19 protein-coding genes and 1 pseudogene are annotated in these 18174 nt (G+C 61.2%); 10 read left to right on the plus strand and 10 right to left on the minus strand.

Annotated elements, in window-relative coordinates:
* Positions 1 to 68 precede the first annotated feature (68 nt).
* From X726_RS153105 to X726_RS153075, 7 genes are all read left to right on the plus strand, one after another.
* Entirely contained in the window at positions 69 to 1127 is a 1059-nt protein-coding gene (locus X726_RS153105; protein WP_023670312.1) for a Gfo/Idh/MocA family oxidoreductase, read from the plus strand.
* 20 nt (positions 1128 to 1147) lie between these two features.
* Positions 1148 to 1549 (plus strand): GFA family protein, encoded by a 402-nt coding sequence (locus tag X726_RS153100; protein ID WP_023670313.1) that lies wholly within the window; start codon positions 1148 to 1150, stop codon positions 1547 to 1549.
* A gap of 196 nt (positions 1550 to 1745) precedes the next feature.
* Positions 1746 to 2411 (plus strand): hypothetical protein, encoded by a 666-nt coding sequence (locus X726_RS153095; RefSeq protein ID WP_023670314.1) that lies wholly within the window; start codon positions 1746 to 1748, stop codon positions 2409 to 2411.
* A 7-nt stretch (positions 2412 to 2418) separates the two neighbouring features.
* A complete protein-coding gene (locus X726_RS153090) occupies positions 2419 to 5097 on the plus strand; it encodes an OmpA family protein (RefSeq protein WP_031214979.1) in 2679 nt (892 codons plus the stop codon).
* A gap of 11 nt (positions 5098 to 5108) precedes the next feature.
* The gene (locus tag X726_RS153085) at positions 5109 to 5603 is read left to right on the plus strand and encodes a Rab family GTPase (protein WP_023670316.1); all 495 of its coding nucleotides are present in this window, start codon (positions 5109 to 5111) and stop codon (positions 5601 to 5603) included.
* A 3-nt stretch (positions 5604 to 5606) separates the two neighbouring features.
* Entirely contained in the window at positions 5607 to 6677 is a 1071-nt protein-coding gene (locus tag X726_RS153080; protein ID WP_023670317.1) for an adenylate/guanylate cyclase domain-containing protein, read from the plus strand.
* A 144-nt stretch (positions 6678 to 6821) separates the two neighbouring features.
* Positions 6822 to 7889 carry a cyclic nucleotide-gated potassium channel gene (locus tag X726_RS153075; RefSeq protein ID WP_023670318.1) on the plus strand — a complete coding sequence of 356 codons (1068 nt, stop codon included), beginning with the start codon at positions 6822 to 6824 and terminating at the stop codon, positions 7887 to 7889.
* A 208-nt stretch (positions 7890 to 8097) separates the two neighbouring features.
* Here X726_RS153075 and X726_RS153070 read toward each other — a convergent pair whose 3' ends face one another.
* From X726_RS153070 to X726_RS01000000166985, 8 genes and pseudogenes are all read right to left on the minus strand, one after another.
* The gene (locus X726_RS153070; protein ID WP_023670319.1) at positions 8098 to 8826 is read right to left on the minus strand and encodes an amino acid ABC transporter ATP-binding protein; all 729 of its coding nucleotides are present in this window, start codon (positions 8824 to 8826) and stop codon (positions 8098 to 8100) included.
* A gap of 71 nt (positions 8827 to 8897) precedes the next feature.
* Positions 8898 to 9572 carry an amino acid ABC transporter permease gene (locus tag X726_RS153065; RefSeq protein WP_023670320.1) on the minus strand — a complete coding sequence of 225 codons (675 nt, stop codon included), beginning with the start codon at positions 9570 to 9572 and terminating at the stop codon, positions 8898 to 8900.
* Entirely contained in the window at positions 9569 to 10246 is a 678-nt protein-coding gene (locus tag X726_RS153060) for an amino acid ABC transporter permease (protein WP_023670321.1), read from the minus strand. The genes X726_RS153065 and X726_RS153060 overlap by 4 nt, the downstream gene beginning before the upstream one ends.
* 122 nt (positions 10247 to 10368) lie before the next feature.
* Positions 10369 to 11157, minus strand: coding sequence for an ABC transporter substrate-binding protein (locus X726_RS153055; protein ID WP_023670322.1), 789 nt, complete (start codon positions 11155 to 11157; stop codon positions 10369 to 10371).
* A 109-nt stretch (positions 11158 to 11266) separates the two neighbouring features.
* Complete coding sequence (locus tag X726_RS153050) at positions 11267 to 12430, minus strand: saccharopine dehydrogenase family protein (RefSeq protein ID WP_023670323.1); 1164 nt, start codon at positions 12428 to 12430, stop codon at positions 11267 to 11269.
* Positions 12427 to 12936, minus strand: a complete 510-nt coding sequence (locus X726_RS153045) for an Lrp/AsnC family transcriptional regulator (protein ID WP_023670324.1) — start codon at positions 12934 to 12936, stop codon at positions 12427 to 12429. Before X726_RS153045 ends, X726_RS153050 begins: the two co-directional genes overlap by 4 nt.
* A gap of 317 nt (positions 12937 to 13253) precedes the next feature.
* A complete protein-coding gene (locus X726_RS153040; protein ID WP_084630758.1) occupies positions 13254 to 14297 on the minus strand; it encodes an acyltransferase in 1044 nt (347 codons plus the stop codon).
* Positions 14298 to 14469: 172 nt separating this feature from the next.
* Positions 14470 to 15208, minus strand: a pseudogene (locus X726_RS01000000166985) (3-keto-5-aminohexanoate cleavage protein).
* Positions 15209 to 15408: 200 nt separating this feature from the next.
* On the opposite strand from X726_RS01000000166985, the gene X726_RS153035 reads away from it, so the two are divergent.
* Both X726_RS153035 and X726_RS153030 read left to right on the plus strand, forming a co-directional pair.
* Positions 15409 to 15831, plus strand: coding sequence for an OsmC family protein (locus X726_RS153035; RefSeq protein ID WP_023670326.1), 423 nt, complete (start codon positions 15409 to 15411; stop codon positions 15829 to 15831).
* Between the two features lie 44 nt (positions 15832 to 15875).
* Complete coding sequence (locus X726_RS153030) at positions 15876 to 16415, plus strand: hypothetical protein (protein WP_023670327.1); 540 nt, start codon at positions 15876 to 15878, stop codon at positions 16413 to 16415.
* A 46-nt stretch (positions 16416 to 16461) separates the two neighbouring features.
* Here the strand turns inward: X726_RS153030 and X726_RS0135290 are convergent, their stop codons facing one another.
* Positions 16462 to 16920, minus strand: a complete 459-nt coding sequence (locus X726_RS0135290; RefSeq protein WP_156940649.1) for a hypothetical protein — start codon at positions 16918 to 16920, stop codon at positions 16462 to 16464.
* Between the two features lie 65 nt (positions 16921 to 16985).
* Here X726_RS0135290 and X726_RS153025 point away from each other — a divergent pair, with 65 nt between their 5' ends.
* Positions 16986 to 17729, plus strand: coding sequence for a 2OG-Fe(II) oxygenase (locus X726_RS153025; RefSeq protein ID WP_023670329.1), 744 nt, complete (start codon positions 16986 to 16988; stop codon positions 17727 to 17729).
* Between the two features lie 52 nt (positions 17730 to 17781).
* Here X726_RS153025 and X726_RS153020 read toward each other — a convergent pair whose 3' ends face one another.
* Positions 17782 to 18102 carry an EthD family reductase gene (locus X726_RS153020; RefSeq protein ID WP_245272119.1) on the minus strand — a complete coding sequence of 107 codons (321 nt, stop codon included), beginning with the start codon at positions 18100 to 18102 and terminating at the stop codon, positions 17782 to 17784.
* Positions 18103 to 18174: the final 72 nt, after the last annotated feature.

Consider the following 18174-nt stretch of genomic DNA (forward strand, 5'->3'; position numbering starts at 1 on the left):
GCATGGGTTTCCTAGACCGTATCTGCGCCATATGATTGAATCGAACCAATTCGCTCGGAGTGCAGAAAATGCGGCTTTTGATACTGGGAACCGGCTGGATGGCGCAGGAGCATGCCCGCCGCTTCGGCGGTATCGACGGCGTCGAGATCGTCGGTGCTGTCGACGTCGATGAAAAGCGCGTTGGCGAATTTGCCGACGGGTTCAAGATACCGAAGCGGTTCACATCCCTGGAAGACGCGCTGGCGTGGGGCGAGTTCGATGCGGTCGCCAACGTCACGCCGGACCGCATTCACCACCCGACCACCATGGCGTTGATCGCGGCCGGCAAGCCGGTGCTGTGCGAAAAGCCGCTGGCCGAAGACTTCGGCAAGGCAAGCGAGATGGCCAAAGCGGCTGAGGCGGCCGGCATCGTCAACATGGTCAATCTCACCTATCGCAATGTCGCTGCCTTGCAGAAGGCGCGGCAGATGGTGCTGGTCGGCGAGATCGGCACCGTCCGCCACGTCGAGTCCTCCTATCTGCAGAGCTGGCTGGTCTCGAAATTCTGGGGCGACTGGCGCACCGACCCGAAATGGCTGTGGCGGCTGTCGCGCGACCACGGCTCCAACGGCGTGCTCGGCGATGTCGGCATCCACATCCTCGATTTCGCCAGCTATGGCGCCGCACTCGACGTCGACCACGTGTTTTGCCGGCTGCGCACCTTCGACAAGGCGCCAGGCAACCGCATCGGCGAATACGACCTCGACGCCAATGACAGCTTCGCCATGACGCTGGATTTCTCCAACGGCGCCTTTGGCGTCGTTCACGCCAGCCGCTGGGCGACCGGCCACATCAACGAATTGCGCCTGCGCATCTATGGCGACAAGGGCGGCATCGAAGTCGTGCACAATCTCGAGGGTTCGGAACTGAAGGCGTGTGTCGGCGAGGATATCGAGAACGCCAAATGGCAGGTGCTCGACGCCGGCACGGTGCCGACCAATTACCAGCGCTTCGTCGATGCGGTTCGCAGCGGCGTGCAGGCCGAGCCTTCATTCCACCATGCCGCCGAACTGCAGAAGGTGCTGGATCTGGCCATGGTTTCGGAACAGAAGCGGACGGAACTGAGGGCCAGCGCCGATACGCAGTGATGTGAAGGGAGGAAGAAACAATGGTCACGCGCCGCGCGCAATGTCTCTGCGGCCAGCTTTCAGCCGTCTGTTCGGGCGAGCCGGTGCGCATCTCGGTCTGTCATTGCCTCGACTGCAAGCGCCGCACCGGCAGCGCCTTCAGCTACAATGTCCGGTTTGCGCAAGCTGATGTATCGATCGAGGGACGGGCGAAGCAGTTCACGCGCACCGGCGACGAGGGCGGCCGCGTCATCTACAATTTCTGCCCGGAGTGCGGCGCCGCCGTCCACTATCGCATCGACACGCAGCCCGGTGTGATCGCCATTCCCGTCGGCGCCTTCGCCGACCCGTCGTTCCCGCCGCCATTTCAGTCTTTTTACCACGAAAGCCGGCGCTGTGAGTGGGTCGAGATCAATGCCGAGCCGCTGGCGACGTTCGACTGAAGGCCGCTTTTTGGATACCCGGAACCGTCCGCACGCTCCGCGCCTTCAAGAGGGCATCGCCCCTGATTGCCATTGCCGGGCCGTTAGCCATCGCGCTCGGCTGCCCCATGAATAGGCATAAGTCAAGACGAATCCGGCTTGCGGCCCGATTGCTGACATGCTTACCTGACGGCATGTGTTCAATGGGGGTATATGGATGGCTAAGGAATCTTCGAATTCCGCTTCTTCAGAAAAGAAGGCGGACGTAAATCTGATAGGTAACACAGAAGGAAACGGGCTGAACTTCATGGGAGTTCAGGCCCGCGAAAACGGAACCGCCGGCGACGCCGTCGGTGTCGACAAGATCCGTGACCTGCTGTTCGGCAACCAGATGCAGGACTATGACCGCCGCTTTTCCAAGCTTGAAGAACGGGTGTTGCAGCGCTTCAAGGATGTCGAGTCCGAGGCCAAGCGCAATCTCGAAATGTACGAGTCGAATGCAAAGAAGCAGATCGATTCGCTTGCAGGGCAATTGCGGAGCGAAAAAGATTCACGAGCCGATGCCGACAAGGAGATCGACCGGAATCTTCGCGAGCAAAACCAGGCTCTTGAAAAGCAGGTGCGCACGTTGTCGGATCAGTTGAGCGCGCTCGAGCGCGACGTTTCGGACCGGATAAATCGAAACGATCATTTGCTGCGTGAGGAAATCAAGCAGAAGAATGAAGGCGTTCAGATGCTGATCGAGAAGATGTTTGCCGACCTCAGCAACGTCAAGACCGACCGAAATCTTTTGGCTGGCCTGTTTGTCGAGGTTGCAAAGTGTCTCAATCAGGATCCCGTCGGGAGCAAAAGCAACTCGGACCGCAGCTGGAAAGTGAGTTGATGGGACCTTGACGTCCACCGTCGACCCATTCAACCTTCCGCAAAGAACAGCCTCGAACGATACAGAGATTGATCGCGAGGCTCTGGCTCGTCTTTTGATCGAAATTGCCCGGAACGTTGATCCGGACTACCGTGCGCAGTTCGAGGCGGTTCCAACCGCCGATCCGCGCATGGAAACGCTGCGGCAGTTGCTGGTCAGCCGCGAAATCTCCGAGCTTTCACGCGTCACGCATCTGCTCGACGAACCCGAGCAGCTTGCGGCGGCCGTGGGCGACGTTCTTCCCAGTGCTGCCGGACGAGCGCCTTACGCGCAACTCGGCGAGGCGCTTGCGCCAGCTGTCGAACGGGCTGTGCAAAGGTCGATCCAGAAGAGCCCGCGCACGCTGACGGACATATTGTACCCGGTGTTTCTGCCGGCAATTCGCAAGTCGATCGGCGAAAAGATCGACCAGACCTTTCAGTCGCTGAATGAAACTCTAAGGCACATATTCACCTGGCACGGGCTCAAGTGGAGACTTGAAGCCTGGAGAACAGGGGCAAGCTTCTCGGCAGTTGTTCTGAAGCATTCCCTTGTCTACCGTGTGGAACATGCCTTTCTCATTCATCGGAATTCCGGCCTTTTGATAGCGCATGTAACTGCCGACAATGCGACGAGCGAAGATCCTCAGCTCATTTCTTCGATGCTCAGTGCGATTCAGGATTTTGTAAAAGACTCATTTAACGAGAAAGAGCAGAGCGGCCTGGACACAATCCGTTTCGGCGAGCTTCGTCTCTGGTCGGAAGTTGGACCGTTTGCGACACTGGTTTCGGTGATCCGGGGAAATCCGCCGGAGGAATTGCATGAAATCGTTCGCGATGTGTTGCTTCGCATCCATGAGCAATCCTCAGAGGCTTTAGAGCAGTTCGACGGCGACGGTTCGCAGCTGGCCTCCGTAGAGGCGCAGTTGCAGACCTGCGTCGAGCTGAAGCAGGAGGAATCAAACGACGGATTTCCGTGGCTGGTGGCGGCCGTTGCCCTGCTGCTTTTGAGTCTGGCAGGCGGTTGGTACTTTCTTTCCTGGCAGTCAGCGCAGCGCTGGCAGGCTTACGTGTCGCGCTGGCAGGCTTACGTGTCGCGAGTGGAGGCCCAGCCGGGCATCATCGTTGCCGAACAGCAGGTACGCGATGGCCAGTTCTATATTGCCGGCCTGAGGGACCCGCTTGCCGTCGACCCGCAGTCGCTGTTGTCAGGCACGGGAGTCGATCCGGCCGGGGTTCATTCGCAATGGCAATTCTATCAGAGCCTTGAGCCGGAGTTCGTGCTGAAGCGGCTGACGGCGTCGCTGGCTCCGCCGGATTCAGTGCGACTTTCGATTGTCGATGGCCGCATCGTCGCCGAGGGTGAGGCTCCCGACACCTGGATCAGCCGGGCGCGCGCGGCGGCCCAGCAGCTTTCGGCAGGCGGGCCGGTCTTCGATATCTCGGGGGTTCGTGACGTAAGTCCCCAAGTGCGCGAGGCGGAGCGCTGGCACGCCTATGTGTCGCGACTGGAGACCCAGCCGGGCATCATCGTTGCAGACCAAAAGATAAGCGACGGCCAATTCTATATCGCCGGCCTGCGAGACCCGCTTGGCGCCGATCCGCAGTCGCTGTTGTCGGGAACAGAGGTCGATCCCGCCCGGGTTCATGCGCAGTGGCAGTTCTATCAGAGCCTTGAGCCGGAGTTCGTGCTGAAGCGGCTGACGGCGTCACTGTATCCGCCGGATACAGTACGACTTTCGATCGTCGATGATCGCATCGTTGCCGAGGGTGAGGCTCCCGACACCTGGATCGATCGCGCGCGCGCAGCGGCCCGGCAGCTTTCGGCAGGCGGACCCGAATTCGACATCTCCAAGGTTCGTGACGTGAGCCCCGAAGCACGCGCGGCGGAGCACTGGCAGTATTATGTGTCGCGACTTGAGGCCCAATCGGGAATCATCGTCGCCCAACAAAGCGCGAGGGGCGGACATTTCTACATTTCCGGCTTGAGAGACCCGCTTGCCGCCGACCCGCAAGCCCTGCTCTCCGGAACGGACGTTGATCCTGCCCGCGTTCATGCACAGTGGCAATTCTATCAGAGCCTTGATCCGAAGTTTGTGGTGAAGCGGCTGACGGCGGCGCTGTCCCCGCCGAAAACCGTTCAGCTCTCGATCATCCAGGGTCGCATCGTGGCCGTGGGTGAGGCTCCTGCCGGCTGGATCAACCGCGCGCGGGCCGCCGCTGAACAACTTTCGGCGGACGGAGTGGTTCTGGATGTCTCGCAGCTGCGTGAGCTGAACCTTGCAGAACTTAATCATTTGCGGCAGGCGATCCAGACGACCGATATTTTCTTCTCTTCCGGCAAGGTTGTGCCGGGACCGGAGCAGACGCCGGTTCTCGACAGGTTGGCGGATCAAATAAAGGAATTCGCCCAGAGTGCCCGCAATTCCGGCGTAACGGCGCGGTTCATGTTGACCGGGCATTCGGACACCACGGGCCGTGAGACGGCCAACGCGTCGATCAGCGCCGCCCGCGCCGAGACAGTTCGTGCGCTTCTCAACAAGCGCGGCGTTGCTCCCGAACTGCTGCTGGTTCGGGGCGCGGGCACTTTTGAGCCGGCTGTACCTGAAAACAGTCTAACCGGTAGCTCCACCAATCGCCGGGTTTCGATTACGGTAAACCTGGACTAGCGGAGCCCAACATGTTGCAAAAAAAGATCTGCATGCTGGGCGGCTTCGCTGTCGGAAAGACGAGTCTGGTCCGCAGGTTTGTGCAGAGCATCTTCTCAGAAACCTACTTGACCACCGTCGGAGTGAAAATCGACAAGAAGAGCGTCGCGCTCCCGGACAAAACCGTGGATCTGATTTTGTGGGATTTGGCCGGCGAAGACGATATCGGCTCATTCCGCGTCAGCTATGTTCGCGGTGCAACCGGGCTCGTGCTTGTCGTCGATGGAACCCGCGCCGCTACTCTTGCCGTGGCACTCACGCTGCGCGAACGGGTCGAGGCCGAATTCGGCGCCATGCCGTTCGTATTGCTGTTCAACAAGTCCGATCTGGCCGATCGGTGGGCGATATCGGATGGTGAGATCAACGAGTTGAGGCAACGTGGATGGCAAATCTATCTAACAAGTGCGCTTTCGGGCGAGCAGGTCGATGACGCCTTTCGTCAACTTGCCTTGATGGTCACCAAATAGACCATGCACGAATTGCCAAAAGAAGTCAGAAATTGGTTTTTCAATTTCTTCTTCGACGGGCACGCTGTCGCTTATCTGAAAATCGACCCTGAGCTTTGCATAGCTGCCAAGGGCGGTAATGTTGAACATTACGGGCTGTCATCACTTCGCATCGGCAAGCCTGTTGCCGAGCAGCTTGAATTCATGGAGGGCTTGCTGCCTTGCCCGGAGCTTCCGTTTCGCATGGACATGGTTGAACTGCCCGGCGGGCGTGTCGCCGACCTCCATTTTTTTGCTGACAATGCGTTCGTGTGGCTGCTTTTTCTGGACGCCACTGCCGAACGAGACAACAGGCAGCGGCTTCAACAGAAGGCCTATGAAATGACGCTCCTGCAAGAGAGGGAGCGTCAACTCAACGAAAAATTGCAATCGACGAACGAGGCGTTGAGGAAGAGCCAGGAGGGATTGGCGCGTGAATATCAGCGCGCCGAAAACCTGCTCCTCAACATTCTCCCGGCCTCGATCGCGGAGCGATTGAAAGCGCAAAAGAAAATTGCCGACAACCACGCAGAGGTGAGTGTGCTTTTTGCCGACATCGTCGGTTTTACGGAACGAGCGCGCAGCGTCGGAGCGGTGACGACGCTCGCTATTTTAAACTACTTCTTCAAGGCGGCGGATCGGCTCTCTGAGCGATACGGCTGCGAAAAGATCAAAACAATTGGCGATTGTGTGATGGTGGTCGCCGGCCTGCCCACGGCGCGATCCGATCATGCAAGGGCCCTCACGCGCTATGCGATTGAGCTGCGCAAAGCGGTCAAGCGGGAACGCTTCGCAGGAGAACCGATAAGGCTGAGAATTGGAATTCACTCAGGACCGATCGTCGCCGGCGTCATAGGCAAGAGGCGGTTCGCCTATGACCTGTGGGGTGAGACCGTTAATCTCGCCTCACGTATTCAAACGTCCGCGGAGCCCGATGAAATTCGTATTTCCGATGCAACTTGCCAACTGCTTGGACCGAAATTTGCTTGCGACCCACTCGAGGAAACGGAATTGCGTGGTGCGGGTCGTGTGCGAATGTGGCGGCTCCCGAGCTGATCCGTCGCCTGCGGTGCGACCCTGGAGCGCCGATAGCGGCGCCCGACAGGCGTTGGCGTGACCTGATCTTGCGATCGGAAAGCACCCTTTGCGCTTGCCCGGAAGGCCTCTATTCTGGAGCACAGTGGCCGCTGGTGGGATAGAATGTCGGTACTGCCTTTTCTGAGAATCTACGCACCGCTAAATGCGGTGCTGGCTGCGCCTGGGCTTCTGGCGGTGGCTGCGCTCACGATGCCGAACATGTCCGGACGAAGCAGACTGGCTCTGGCTGCCGTGCTCGCTGTCATTTGGGCCGCCTATCTTCTGCAGATGGCCGAGACCCTGCTCAAGCGCTGGGCGGGAGACCTTCGGGACAGGACGCCGGCAATCGCAATCGATGTGCTCGCGGTTTTGGTTCCACTCGCCGCATTCCTGCTCGACGGCACGCCCGACCGCAGCCTCTACTGTGCTGTCTGGCTGCTGAAGCCGCTGCGCGACTCGACGTTCTTCCCGCTGCTTGGCAGGGTTCTGGCCAACGAAGCGCGCAACCTGGTCGGCGTCACCACGGTCTTCGGCCTGGTTCTGTTCGGTGTCGCACTTGCGGCCTATGTCATCGAGCGCGACGTCCAACCGGAAAAGTTCGGCAGCATCCCCGAGACAATGTGGTGGGCGGTGGTCACGCTGTCCACTACCGGCTATGGCGACGACATTCCGCAAAGCTTCGCCGGCCGCGTCCTTGCCGGGGCTGTCATGATGTGTGGCATCGGCATCTTCGGGCTCTGGGCCGGCATTCTTGCCTCCGGCTTTTATCAAGAAGTCCGTCGCGAGGATTTCGTCCGCAATTGGCAATTGATTGCCGGCGTTCCGTTGTTTCAGAAGCTTGGCCCGGCCACGCTGGTCGAGATCGTGCGCGCGTTAAGACCTCGCACGGTGCCGGCGGGCGCCGTGATCTGCCGCAGCGGCGAGACCGGCGATCGGATGTTCTTCGTCGTGGAAGGCCGCGTCAGCGTCGCGACGCCGAACCCGGTGGAGCTTGGCCCTGGCGCCTTCTTCGGCGAGATGGCGCTGATCAGCGGCGAACCGCGTATGGCGACCGTCAGTGCCGCAACTTCTGTCTCACTCCTGTCGCTGCATGCGGCGGATTTCCAGATGCTGTGCAGCAGCAGCCCGGAAATCGCGGAAATCATCCGCAGGACCGCGCTCGAGCGGCGCGGCGCGGCGCCGGTGGCTTGACCGTACAGCCGATGGTGGCCCGGCTGGAACTGGATGGTACGGCTCTATCGACCACGCGCGGAGGTTATGGACGGCACGTGGAAGTTCCCAGAGGCGTAGCCGGAGACCTAAACGTAGCCGATCCACTCTACCGGCGGCTCGTTGTTTGGCGCTGTGCGTCGACAGTTCCTGCCCCGCGGCCTTTCGGACGACCGGCTTTGGCTAAACTCTAATGCCTTAGAATCTTGCTTAGAAAAGCCCGGCTGCGGTCGGTCTTCGGGTCGGAGAAAAACGCCTCCGGCGTGCCGCTTTCGACGATGGCGCCGGCGTCCATGAACACCACGCGCTGCGCCACCTTGCGGGCAAAGCCCATTTCGTGCGTCACCACCATCATGGTCATGCCTTCCTCGGCCACCGCGACCATGACGTCGAGCACTTCGGAGATCATCTCGGGATCGAGCGCGGAGGTCGGCTCGTCGAACAGCATGATCTTGGGCCGCATGCCGAGGCAGCGTGCGATGGCCACACGCTGCTGCTGGCCGCCGGACAACTGTGACGGGTATGCATTGACCTTGTCAGCGAGGCCGACCTTGGCCAGCAAGTCGCGCCCGGCCTGCTCGGCCTCGGCGCGGGGGATCTTGCGCACATGGATCGGCGCCAGCGTGACGTTTTCCAGCGCCGTCTTGTGCGGGTAGAGGTTGAATGACTGGAAGACGAAGCCGATCTCGGTGCGCAACTGCGTCATGTTGGTGGCGGGGTCGCCGAGGCGCTGGCCGTCGACGACGAGGTCGCCATCCTTGATCGCTTCCAGGCCGTTGATGCAGCGGATCAGCGTCGACTTGCCCGAACCACTTGGGCCGCAGACGACGACCACTTCGCGCGGCTCGACGCTGAGCGTGATGTCCTTCAGCACATTGAGCGAGCCGAACCATTTGTTGACGCCGCGAAAGTCGATCATGCCCGTTTTGGTCAGGTTTGGTTTGGTCGGGCTCGGATTGGTCATGGCGGTCAGCCCTTTGGGGTTCGATGTCACAGCTGCACCTCGCCATGCGCCGCGCCCATGCGTCGCTCCAACCGGCGGGCGAGCATGATCAGCGGATAGCAGACGACGAAATAGCCGACGCCGACCAGGAAGAAGACCAGCAGGCCGTTGGGCACACGCTGCACCACAAGCCAGCCGACGCGGGTGAGGTCGGTCAGCCCGATCGCCGAGACGACGGAGGAATCCTTGATCAAGAGTACATATTGCCCGACCAGCGGCGGCAGCACGATGCGCATCGCCTGCGGCAGCACCACCTGGCGCATGCGTTGCCAGCGCGACAGGCCAGACGCCAGAGCTGCCTCAACCTGGCCGGTCGGCACCGAGCGGATGCCGGCGGCGACGATCTCGCAGATGAAGCACGCGGCGAGGTTGGTGAGCGCGATGATGCCGGCGGTGAAGGCATCGAGCTCGATGCCGAATTCCGGCAGGATGAAGAAGATCAGGAAGATCTGCACCAGGAACGGCGTGCCGCGGATCAGGTCGACCCAGGCCCCGACCACGCTCGAGATCAGCCGGTTGCCGCCGGTGCGCAATATGCCGAGGCCGAAACCAAGCAGCGTGCCCAGCACCAGGCTGATCGCCGACAGCATCACGGTCATCCCGAGGCCGCGCAAGGCGAGGGGGTAGCTGCCGGCCAGGCTTTGCAGCTGTTGCCAGATCATGTGCTGCTCCTTGCCGGCTGCAGACCGAGCCAGCGACTGGACAGCCCCGCCAGTCCTTTGAGGCCGTAATAGAGCAGCAGATAGAAGGCGGCGATGGTGAGAAAGCCTTCCGCCGGCATGAAGCGGTCGGACGCCAGCAACTGGCCGGCGCGCGTCAGTTCGGAAACCGAGATCAGCGACAAAAGCGCGGAATCCTTGACCAGCACGATCGCCTGGCCGAGCAGCGGCGGGATCGTCACCTTGAAGGCTTGCGGCAGGATGACCAGGCGCATGCGCTGGACATAGGTCATTCCCGAGGCAACCCCGGCCTCGACCTGGCCGCGCGGGATCGACAGGATGCCGGCGCGGATGATTTCCGCGACATAGGCGCCGCTGTTCAGCGACAAAGCAATGATGCCGACGACGAGCTCGGGCAGGACGAAGCCGAGACGCGGCAGGCCGAAATAGAGGAAGTAGAGCTGCGCCAGCAACGGCGTGGCGCGCACGGCATCGATATAGCCCTTGGCCAGCACGCGAAACAGCTGGCCGCGCTGCAGGTTCATGGCGGCGAGCACGATGCCGACGGCCAGCGCGCCCGCAAAAGACAGCGCCGACAGCCACACGGTCGTGATCAGACCCTGCCCGAACAGCGGCAGATATTCGACGATGGTGCGGAAGCTGAAATTTTCGAGCATGGCGGTGAATTGTGAATGGTGAATGGGCAGTAGTGAGTGGTGAGCAGTGAAGGGCGTCCGGAATGGCCATTCACCATTCACCATTCACTACTTCCTACTCACTACTCCCTGCTTACCTCTGCTTAGTGATCCTTCTTCCAGGCGTCGGAATTGACCCAGTAGTCGAGGTTCTTCTGCAAGCGGCCGTCGATGCTGACCTGGTTGAGGAACAGGTTCATCCAGATCAACAGGTCCGGCTCGTCGTAGCGGGTGGCGAAGGCAAGCGGCTCCTTCGACAACAGGTCCGGCATGATGGTGAAGGTGCCGGCGGGATAGGCTGTCGACTGACCCTTGACCGCCGAGACGTCGTTGACGCCGCAATCGGCTTGGCCGTTGTTGACCGCGTCGAGCAGCAGCGGGCCGCCGCCCTTGTAGCTCTTGATGTCGGCATCCGGGAAGGCGTTCTTGGCTTCCTTTTCGCCGGTGGCGCCCAACAGCACGGCGATCTTGGTGCCCTTGGCCTTGCAGTCCTCGGTTGTCTTGAACTTGCTGTCGGCCTTGGTGAAGACGGTGCTGCCCGTATACATGTAAGGTGTGGTGAAGGCGACCTTCATGCCGCGCGCCAGCGTCGGCGTCATGTCGGCGACGAGCAGGTCGGCCTTGCCCGAAAGCAGCGCCGGGATCAGCCCGTCCCAGTCATAGTCGAGGAAGGTGATCTTGACGCCCATTTCCTTGGCCATCAGCTCGGCGAGTTCGACCGAACTGCCGGTGCGCTCGCCGGCCGCGCCGACCAGCGAGAAGGGAGGTCCTTGCGTCTGTACCGCGACGCGCAGTTCGCCGCGCTTGGTGATCTCGTCGAGCGTTCCGGCACTGGCCGCCGTGGCGAGCCCCGCAAGCGCAAGTCCGGCGATAAAAAGTCTGGCAATCTTCATTTTGGCATTCCTCCTGTTATCGTTGTTGTTCCACTTTGTTATTCCACCCTTTTGGGTGTTTTTTGAGCGGCGGCACCGTTTGCCGGCGGCAGCCACCGTTCGAAAATCGTCAGTCCCAGGCCACCGTTTCGGTCACCTTGATGCCACGCCTCGCCAGATCGTCAAAGAAGGGTTCGTCCGGCACATGCAGCAGCGGGTTGAGCAGGCCAGGTGTGGCGATCTCGCGCCGCGCCAGCATCTGCGCCACGATGCTGGCGGGATAGCCGACCCCGAGGCTCATGCCGAACAGGCCGGATGCCAGGTCGCGTTCGATGATCAGGTCCGATGTCACCGTTTTGGCGCGACCGCCCTCGAGACCGGAAAAGACATTGCGCATCACGCAAAGGTCCTTCTCGTCAGCGCCATACTGCAATTGCGGGCCGAGCAGCCGGCCGAGAAATTCGCGGGGGCTGGCGCCGGTGCCGGGCACCTTGTCTTCGGAGAGGAAGCCGAGTTCCTTCAGCGGCGCCCAGAACGCCGACCATCCCGGCCAGCGCAGTGTATAGCGGCCCGAGCGTTGCAATCCCTTGGCGGCCGCCAGCATCTCGACATAGTGCAGCGCGTCGCCATTGGGGAAAGCTTCCAGCCGGCCGAGGCCCGCGACCTCGATCTCGTGGATGAAGGCATTGTCGTGCTGTCGGCCGGCCGGCACTTCGACGCGCTTGCCATGCTCGATCATCACGCTGTCGCGATTCTGGCTGACCAGAACCATGTCGAAATTCCAGCTCACCTTGTAGCAGAGCGGCTTGGCCATCGCCTTCGGTTCGGGGATGCCGCCGCAATAGGAATCGATCGAAGAAATCGTAGAGAACTGCTTTGCGGCGCGCGCGTAGAGCACGAGGTCGATGCCGGGATCGAGCCCGCATTCGGTCATGATCGAAACGCCGGCCTGTTCAGCCTCCGCCGCCAGATCGGCAATCGCCTTGCCGTAATTGGTGGTGACCAGCGGCGTGCGCGTTGCGATCGCGGCCTGCACCGCCTCGCGCATCAATGGCTGTGGCAACAGATCGATGGCGGCGTCGACATCCGCCAGCACGGTGGCAAGTGCCGGGCCGATGGGGCCCTCGGGCACGACGAAACGCACGCGGGAAAGGTCGGTCAGCCCGGCAAGCCGGGCAGGGCCGTCGGCCGACGTATCGACGCAGACGACTTCCTCGACGCCGGCGCTGGCGACGAGATCGGCGATGGCCGCCCGTCCCTGCAGGCCGAGGCCGCCGAGAACAGCTATTCTCATGCCGGCTCCTTGCGTGACGGTGTTTCTTCCGACCAGCAGCCTTCGGGAAGGCTGACCCATTTGTTGCATGAAGCCATGACGACGAAGGTTTCGCTGCGCACGACTTCGCCGGGAATGCCGGCGCCCGGAATCAGTTCGCTGGTGATGCGGTAGAGGTCGGCGACATCGCCGGCGACGGTCACGTCGACGATGATGTCGAAGCGCCCGGTAACCACCGAGGCCGAGTTGACGAAAGGCAGTTCGGCAATGCGCTGCGCCAGTTCCCGGGCGCGGCCACGTCCCTGAGCGTTGATGCCGACAATGGCCGAGATCAACTCGGGGCGTTCGGTCAGATTGAGCAGCCCGACGATCTTCAAGAGGTTGCGGTCGAGCAGATTGCGCAACCTTGAGCGCACCGTCGGCACCGAGATCGCCATCGTCTCGGCGAGCCGGTTGATGCCGGGCTGGGCATCCTGCGACAACAGCTTTACCAGCCGTCGATCGGTTTGATCGAGATGCTCACGCAAAGGCAAGCCTTTCATAAAGGGAAAGAAACGATCGGATTTTCTTTCGGATATGAAAAATACCTTATGGGGAATTTTTTACAGCAGCAAGAGCTATGTCATCCCTCTGTGTCCCTTCCGTGTGCGTTCGGGCAAGACAGGATGCATGTCGTCCCAAAACCGCTGCGCATTTTGGGGCAGTCGAGGATGTGCGCGACAGCACTAGGCGACGGAGTGCGAAGACGATCTTGCCGCCGCCGTGGTCGCTTGAACGCGACGCGAGGTCGTAGTGAGCAACGCACCCGCATAACAGGCCGACCAAGTTGCGGCGTAGCCGCAACTCACGCCTTCACCTGATAAGCGGAGAGGCTCATTCGCGACATGGCCAGAAGCGGCCTTTCAATAAAACTATAACTCGCCAGGGACACGGCGATGCAGGCGGTGACAATAGCTATGCCTGCAAGCCATGGTGACACATTGGCGGTTGCAACGACAGGAGCGATCGCGAGCAGCACGATAGGATGGGTCAGATAGAGAGAGTAGGAAGCATCTCCCAGCCTTGCCAGCACGCGAGGAGCAAAAAGTCGGAAGTAGCTCTCCAGGCTGATGCAACCCGCGACAAGGATCAGCGCCGGGATACCTTGAGCAAGGGTTCGCGGCAAGTTGAAGCCAAGTACCATCACCAGTGTGGACACAATAGCGAACCCGACAGCCGAGGCACCCAGGAAAGCGGGCAAACGCAGCAGTCTGCCGACCAGATGGCCGACAGCCATGCCGGCAAGGAACTCAAACAGGATTGGCGTGGTATAGAAAAACAGCACAGTGTCGGCGGCGGGTTTGAAGATAATGCGTGCGGCTACGGCGATTGCAAAGACAACGCCAATCGTGGCCATTTGCGTCAGCGCACCAAAACCCATAGTCGCCGCGAACAGAATGTAAAACAGGATTTCCAGATTGAGCGTCCAACCCACGCCAAGCACTGGCTGGACATAGCCTGTGGCCGTATCGAGATAGGGCACGAAAAGCAGGCTATTGGTAATCTGCTCAAAGGACACTCCACGACCGGCAAACAGCCAAAGTGCGGCGACCATGAGGAAGGTCATGACCCAATAGAACGGAACGACGCGCGTGAACCGCTGCATCAAAAAAGCACGGTGGTCGCGATGTCTGTTCTCCGTCGAGAGAACCATGACAAAACCGCTGATGACGAAAAACAGGTCGACGCCGCTGTTTAGAATGGGAATAGGCAAATCGAGCACGCCTAGTGCGGCCGGAAGATGATAGATAACAACCATTAGGGCTGCTAGCCCCCGCAGGGTCTGTATCGATGTATATTGTTGAATCCGACGCGGCGCAGCGTGATCATTATCCGGAATGACGTTCATTAAAAAATGTCCCCGATGCCGGAGAATATTAACACAGATGAGATCGTTGATGCGACGATTAACTGCCGGTTTAATTAATACATAAAATTTGAATAGCTTTCACCGACTTTCGCGGCCCGGGCCTTGCGATCGCCATCGTCTCGGCGATGCCTTGGCGCGCTGCTTGTATGCGCTATCGCCCGGCCTGGAAGATCGCCACCGCTGCCGCCGTCAGCGCGGCATTGCCGGCCGCAACCGTGCCATCCGGCAGATGCTTCCCATCCTCCAGCCCGACGCGCGTCGACCAGTCGCGATCCGCGGCACGGCGCACGAACGGCCACACCGTCGCGTTCTCGCCATGCAGCAGGATGGCACGGCAAATGCCGGCGCGCTCCAGGACCTGTTCGATGCCGTCGGCGACCGCAAAAGCCTCGTCTAGCGTCTGCTCGGAAATCTCGATCAGCACGCGCAGCACGCGCCCGCCATGGTCGAGGCCGACCAGCCGCTCGGCGTCGGCGACCGACGCCAGACCNCAGACCCGCCTCGATGCCGATGCCGATGCCGCGCTGGCGCAGGCTCTCCATGACGATGGGTGCCGCCGCCTCGCTGAGATTGACCGAGGCATAGTCCGGCAATTCGCGCCAGCCGGCGATGGCGACCAGCGTGCTTGTATCGTCATTCTCTATCCAGGCGCCGGTGGAGACGCCGATCAGCGTACCAGGGCAGGCACGGCGCAGCCCTGCGATCGTCAGGTCCATCGCTGCCGGCGCAAGGCTCTCGCGGCGGTCCGCGCTGCGGGCATGGACATGCAGCTCAGCTGCGCCCGCGGCAATCGAAGCCGCCCCGTCGCGCGCCATAGCGTCGGAGTCGAGCGGCAGTGTGGGGTGAAAATCGGCGGCGCGCGCGCCATTGATGCAGGCCTGGACGATCATGGCTCTCGCGATCCTGTTGCGGATCGCGCGAGCCTACCGCAGGGCAGGGCGGAGAGGGAACGGGCGTGGTGAAGATTGCTGACAGGGTGCCGCTTCTGCGGAGGTTGCGGTATCGGCCCAGGACATACCATATAGCGGGACAGGACACGCCACGGGCGATCCTTACCCCTTTGCCGGACTGCCGGCCAGAAGGATTTGCGATGGCTGAGTTGAAGGTCAGAACCCGCGTCACCGGCGCGACGGCGACGCTGCAGCCCGGCGGCTTGCCTTCCATCACCACTCCGACCGGCGGTGCAGTCGATGTCGTCACCGGCGTCAGCGCGCCGGGCTTCAATCCGCTCGACCTGCTCTACGCCTCGCTCGCCGCCTGCATGGTGCTGAGTGCGCGCATCGCCGCCTCCCGCCTCGGGGTTGCCGCCGCGCTTGGCGAGGTGCGCGCCGAGGTCAGCGGCGAGAAGGCCAAGGACGAGCCGTCGCGCGTCGAAAGGCTCAACATCAGGCTCGACATCTCAGGCGATCTCGACGCTGCGACCAAGCAGCGGATCGTCGAGGACGCCGAAGCGATCTGCACGGTGTCCAACACGCTGCGCGCCGCGCCGCAATTGCATACGACGCTTGGGTGAGGGCTTCGCAGAATGCCTCGCTGCCACCAACCAAGGACCGTCCCATGGCCATGATCCCGCCGATCGACTACGCCTCGGCATCGCAAGACATCCGCGCCGAGCACGACAGGGAGCTTGGCCTGCGCGGACGCATGACCAACATGAAGCGCATCCTGCTGCATTCACCGGCGGCCCACCGCATCTATGCCGAATGGTTCACCCTGCGCGATCTGCTCAAGCCCGCACTCGACGACCGCGCTGTCTGGCTGTTGTCGCTGGCGATCTCCGAGAGATGCCGCGCCGAGATACCGCTTACCTTCTTCCGCCGCGCGCTGATCGATGGTGGCCTTGATCCCGAGGCAATCCAGCCAACCTCCGACGAGGCGTTGCTGATCGAATTTGGCAAGGCAGTCGCCGCCGATGCCAATGTCATTCCGAACGACATCTGGGCAGCGCTGAAGGCTCGCTATGACGACACGCTGCTGGTCAACCTCGTCGCCTTCGCCGGCATCATGGTGGCGACCTGCCTGTTCACAAACGCGGTGAGGGTCGATCTGGACCCTGAGTTGGAGGCGTATCGCCGCAAGGGTGCCGATCCGATCTGATGCGATCGATACGCAGTCGATCTGCAGTGGATATCGCCCGGAAGGATCAGCCGTAGTAGCCGGCTCCAAACAGCAAAAGTGTTTCCACCTGGGAGTCCGCTTCTTTTCCTATGGCTGTCCAGATGCTGATGCCGAGAGCATTCGAAATCGCGCTATCGATCTCGACCTTCACATGGGGGTCGGTTTGTCTCAAGAACCTCAGCGCAACCTCCATGGAAATCGGAAACAGCGACGCGCCACCCAGTTCCAAGATCGCAGGCGAGGTGAATTCTAGCGCTTCGAGTGCGCCATCGGCCTTGTAATAGGCGAATACTCCAAGGTCCGGCCAATAGTCGGCCGGAACGCTGGTTGGGCTCCGCCGGAAGACCTTGAGCTCTCCTGAAAAGAAGGATCTGACAGTCGCCTTAGACGATCCGAGAGGAAGCCCCTTGACGCCATTTAGCGGTTCGATCGAAAGATGCATGTACACAGTTAATCGCTGCCGGCAGCAGATGACAATGTTCATCGCAGGAATCGGGTGGCCCAGGCGCCTCGTTCGCCCCACTTTGACCGCAAGCAAAGGAGGCATCCATGACCATCCATTCGATAAGCACCAAACGCGCAGCCCATTCGGCCGAAGCGCGCATCGCAGCGCAGGACTGGAGTGCTCTGATCGGCGAACTGAACAGCCACGGCAGCACCGTCATGCCGGCGCTGCTTTCACCCGAGGAGTGCACTGAGATCGCCGGTCTCTATCCGCATGAGGACCATTTCCGCAGCCATGTGGTGATGGCCCGCCATGGCTTCGGCAAGGGCGAGTACCGCTATTTCCGCTATCCGCTGCCGGATCTGGTCGGTGGCCTGCGCACCGCGCTCTATCCGAGGCTGGCCGGCGTCGCCAACGACTGGAACGAACGCATGGGCGTGGCACAGCGCTATCCCGATGACCACGCCGCCTTCCTCCAGCTTTGCCACGAAAGCGGCCAAACGCGGCCGACGCCGCTTCTCCTCCAATATGGCCCCGGCGACTTCAACTGCCTCCATCAGGATCTCTATGGCGACCTCGCTTTTCCCCTGCAGGTCGCGATCCTGTTGTCGCAGCCGGGCGAGGATTTCACCGGCGGCGAATTCGTGCTGACCGAGCAGCGCCCGCGCATGCAAAGCCGTGCCGAAGTGGTGCCGCTGACCCGGGGCGATGCAGTGATCTTTGCTGTCCACAATCGCCCGGTGCAAGGTACGAAAGGGCACTACCGCGTCAATCTCCGGCACGGCGTCAGCCGCCTGCGCTCGGGACGGCGGCATACGGTGGGGATCATCTTCCACGACGCGAAGTAACGTCGTCCGCTTCGGCGCGGCTCCTTCGTTCCACTCCGAGATCGGCTAAGATTCACACTTCGTCGACGTCGAACAGCAGCATCGTCAAGTCATCGTCTCCTGGGGCGAGTATACGCCGGTCAGCGGCGCAGGCAATGCCGATTTCGGTGGCAAATGCGCTCTGCATATCGGCGAGGCTGTCGAAATAGAGTGTCCCGACCAGATACGGAATCTCGCCCGCCGAGCGCTTGATGATGGGCCGCCTGCTGATGTCGTAGCGCCGCAGGCCGGGAAGCTTCTTGGCCAGCGGCACATGAACCTCGAAATAGTGCCGGTCGAACGCCTCCGGATCAGCCGGGGTTTTGTAGATCACGAGCATCTTGGCCATCGTCATATTCCTGCCTGTTGGTGTCGCTGTTTGGGGGCCATGCAGGCCGCCGTGCCAATGTCGTTCCGCGAGGGCGGT

The organism is Mesorhizobium sp. LSJC285A00 (genome assembly GCF_000503155.1).
Taxonomy (GTDB): Bacteria; Pseudomonadota; Alphaproteobacteria; order Rhizobiales; family Rhizobiaceae; genus Mesorhizobium.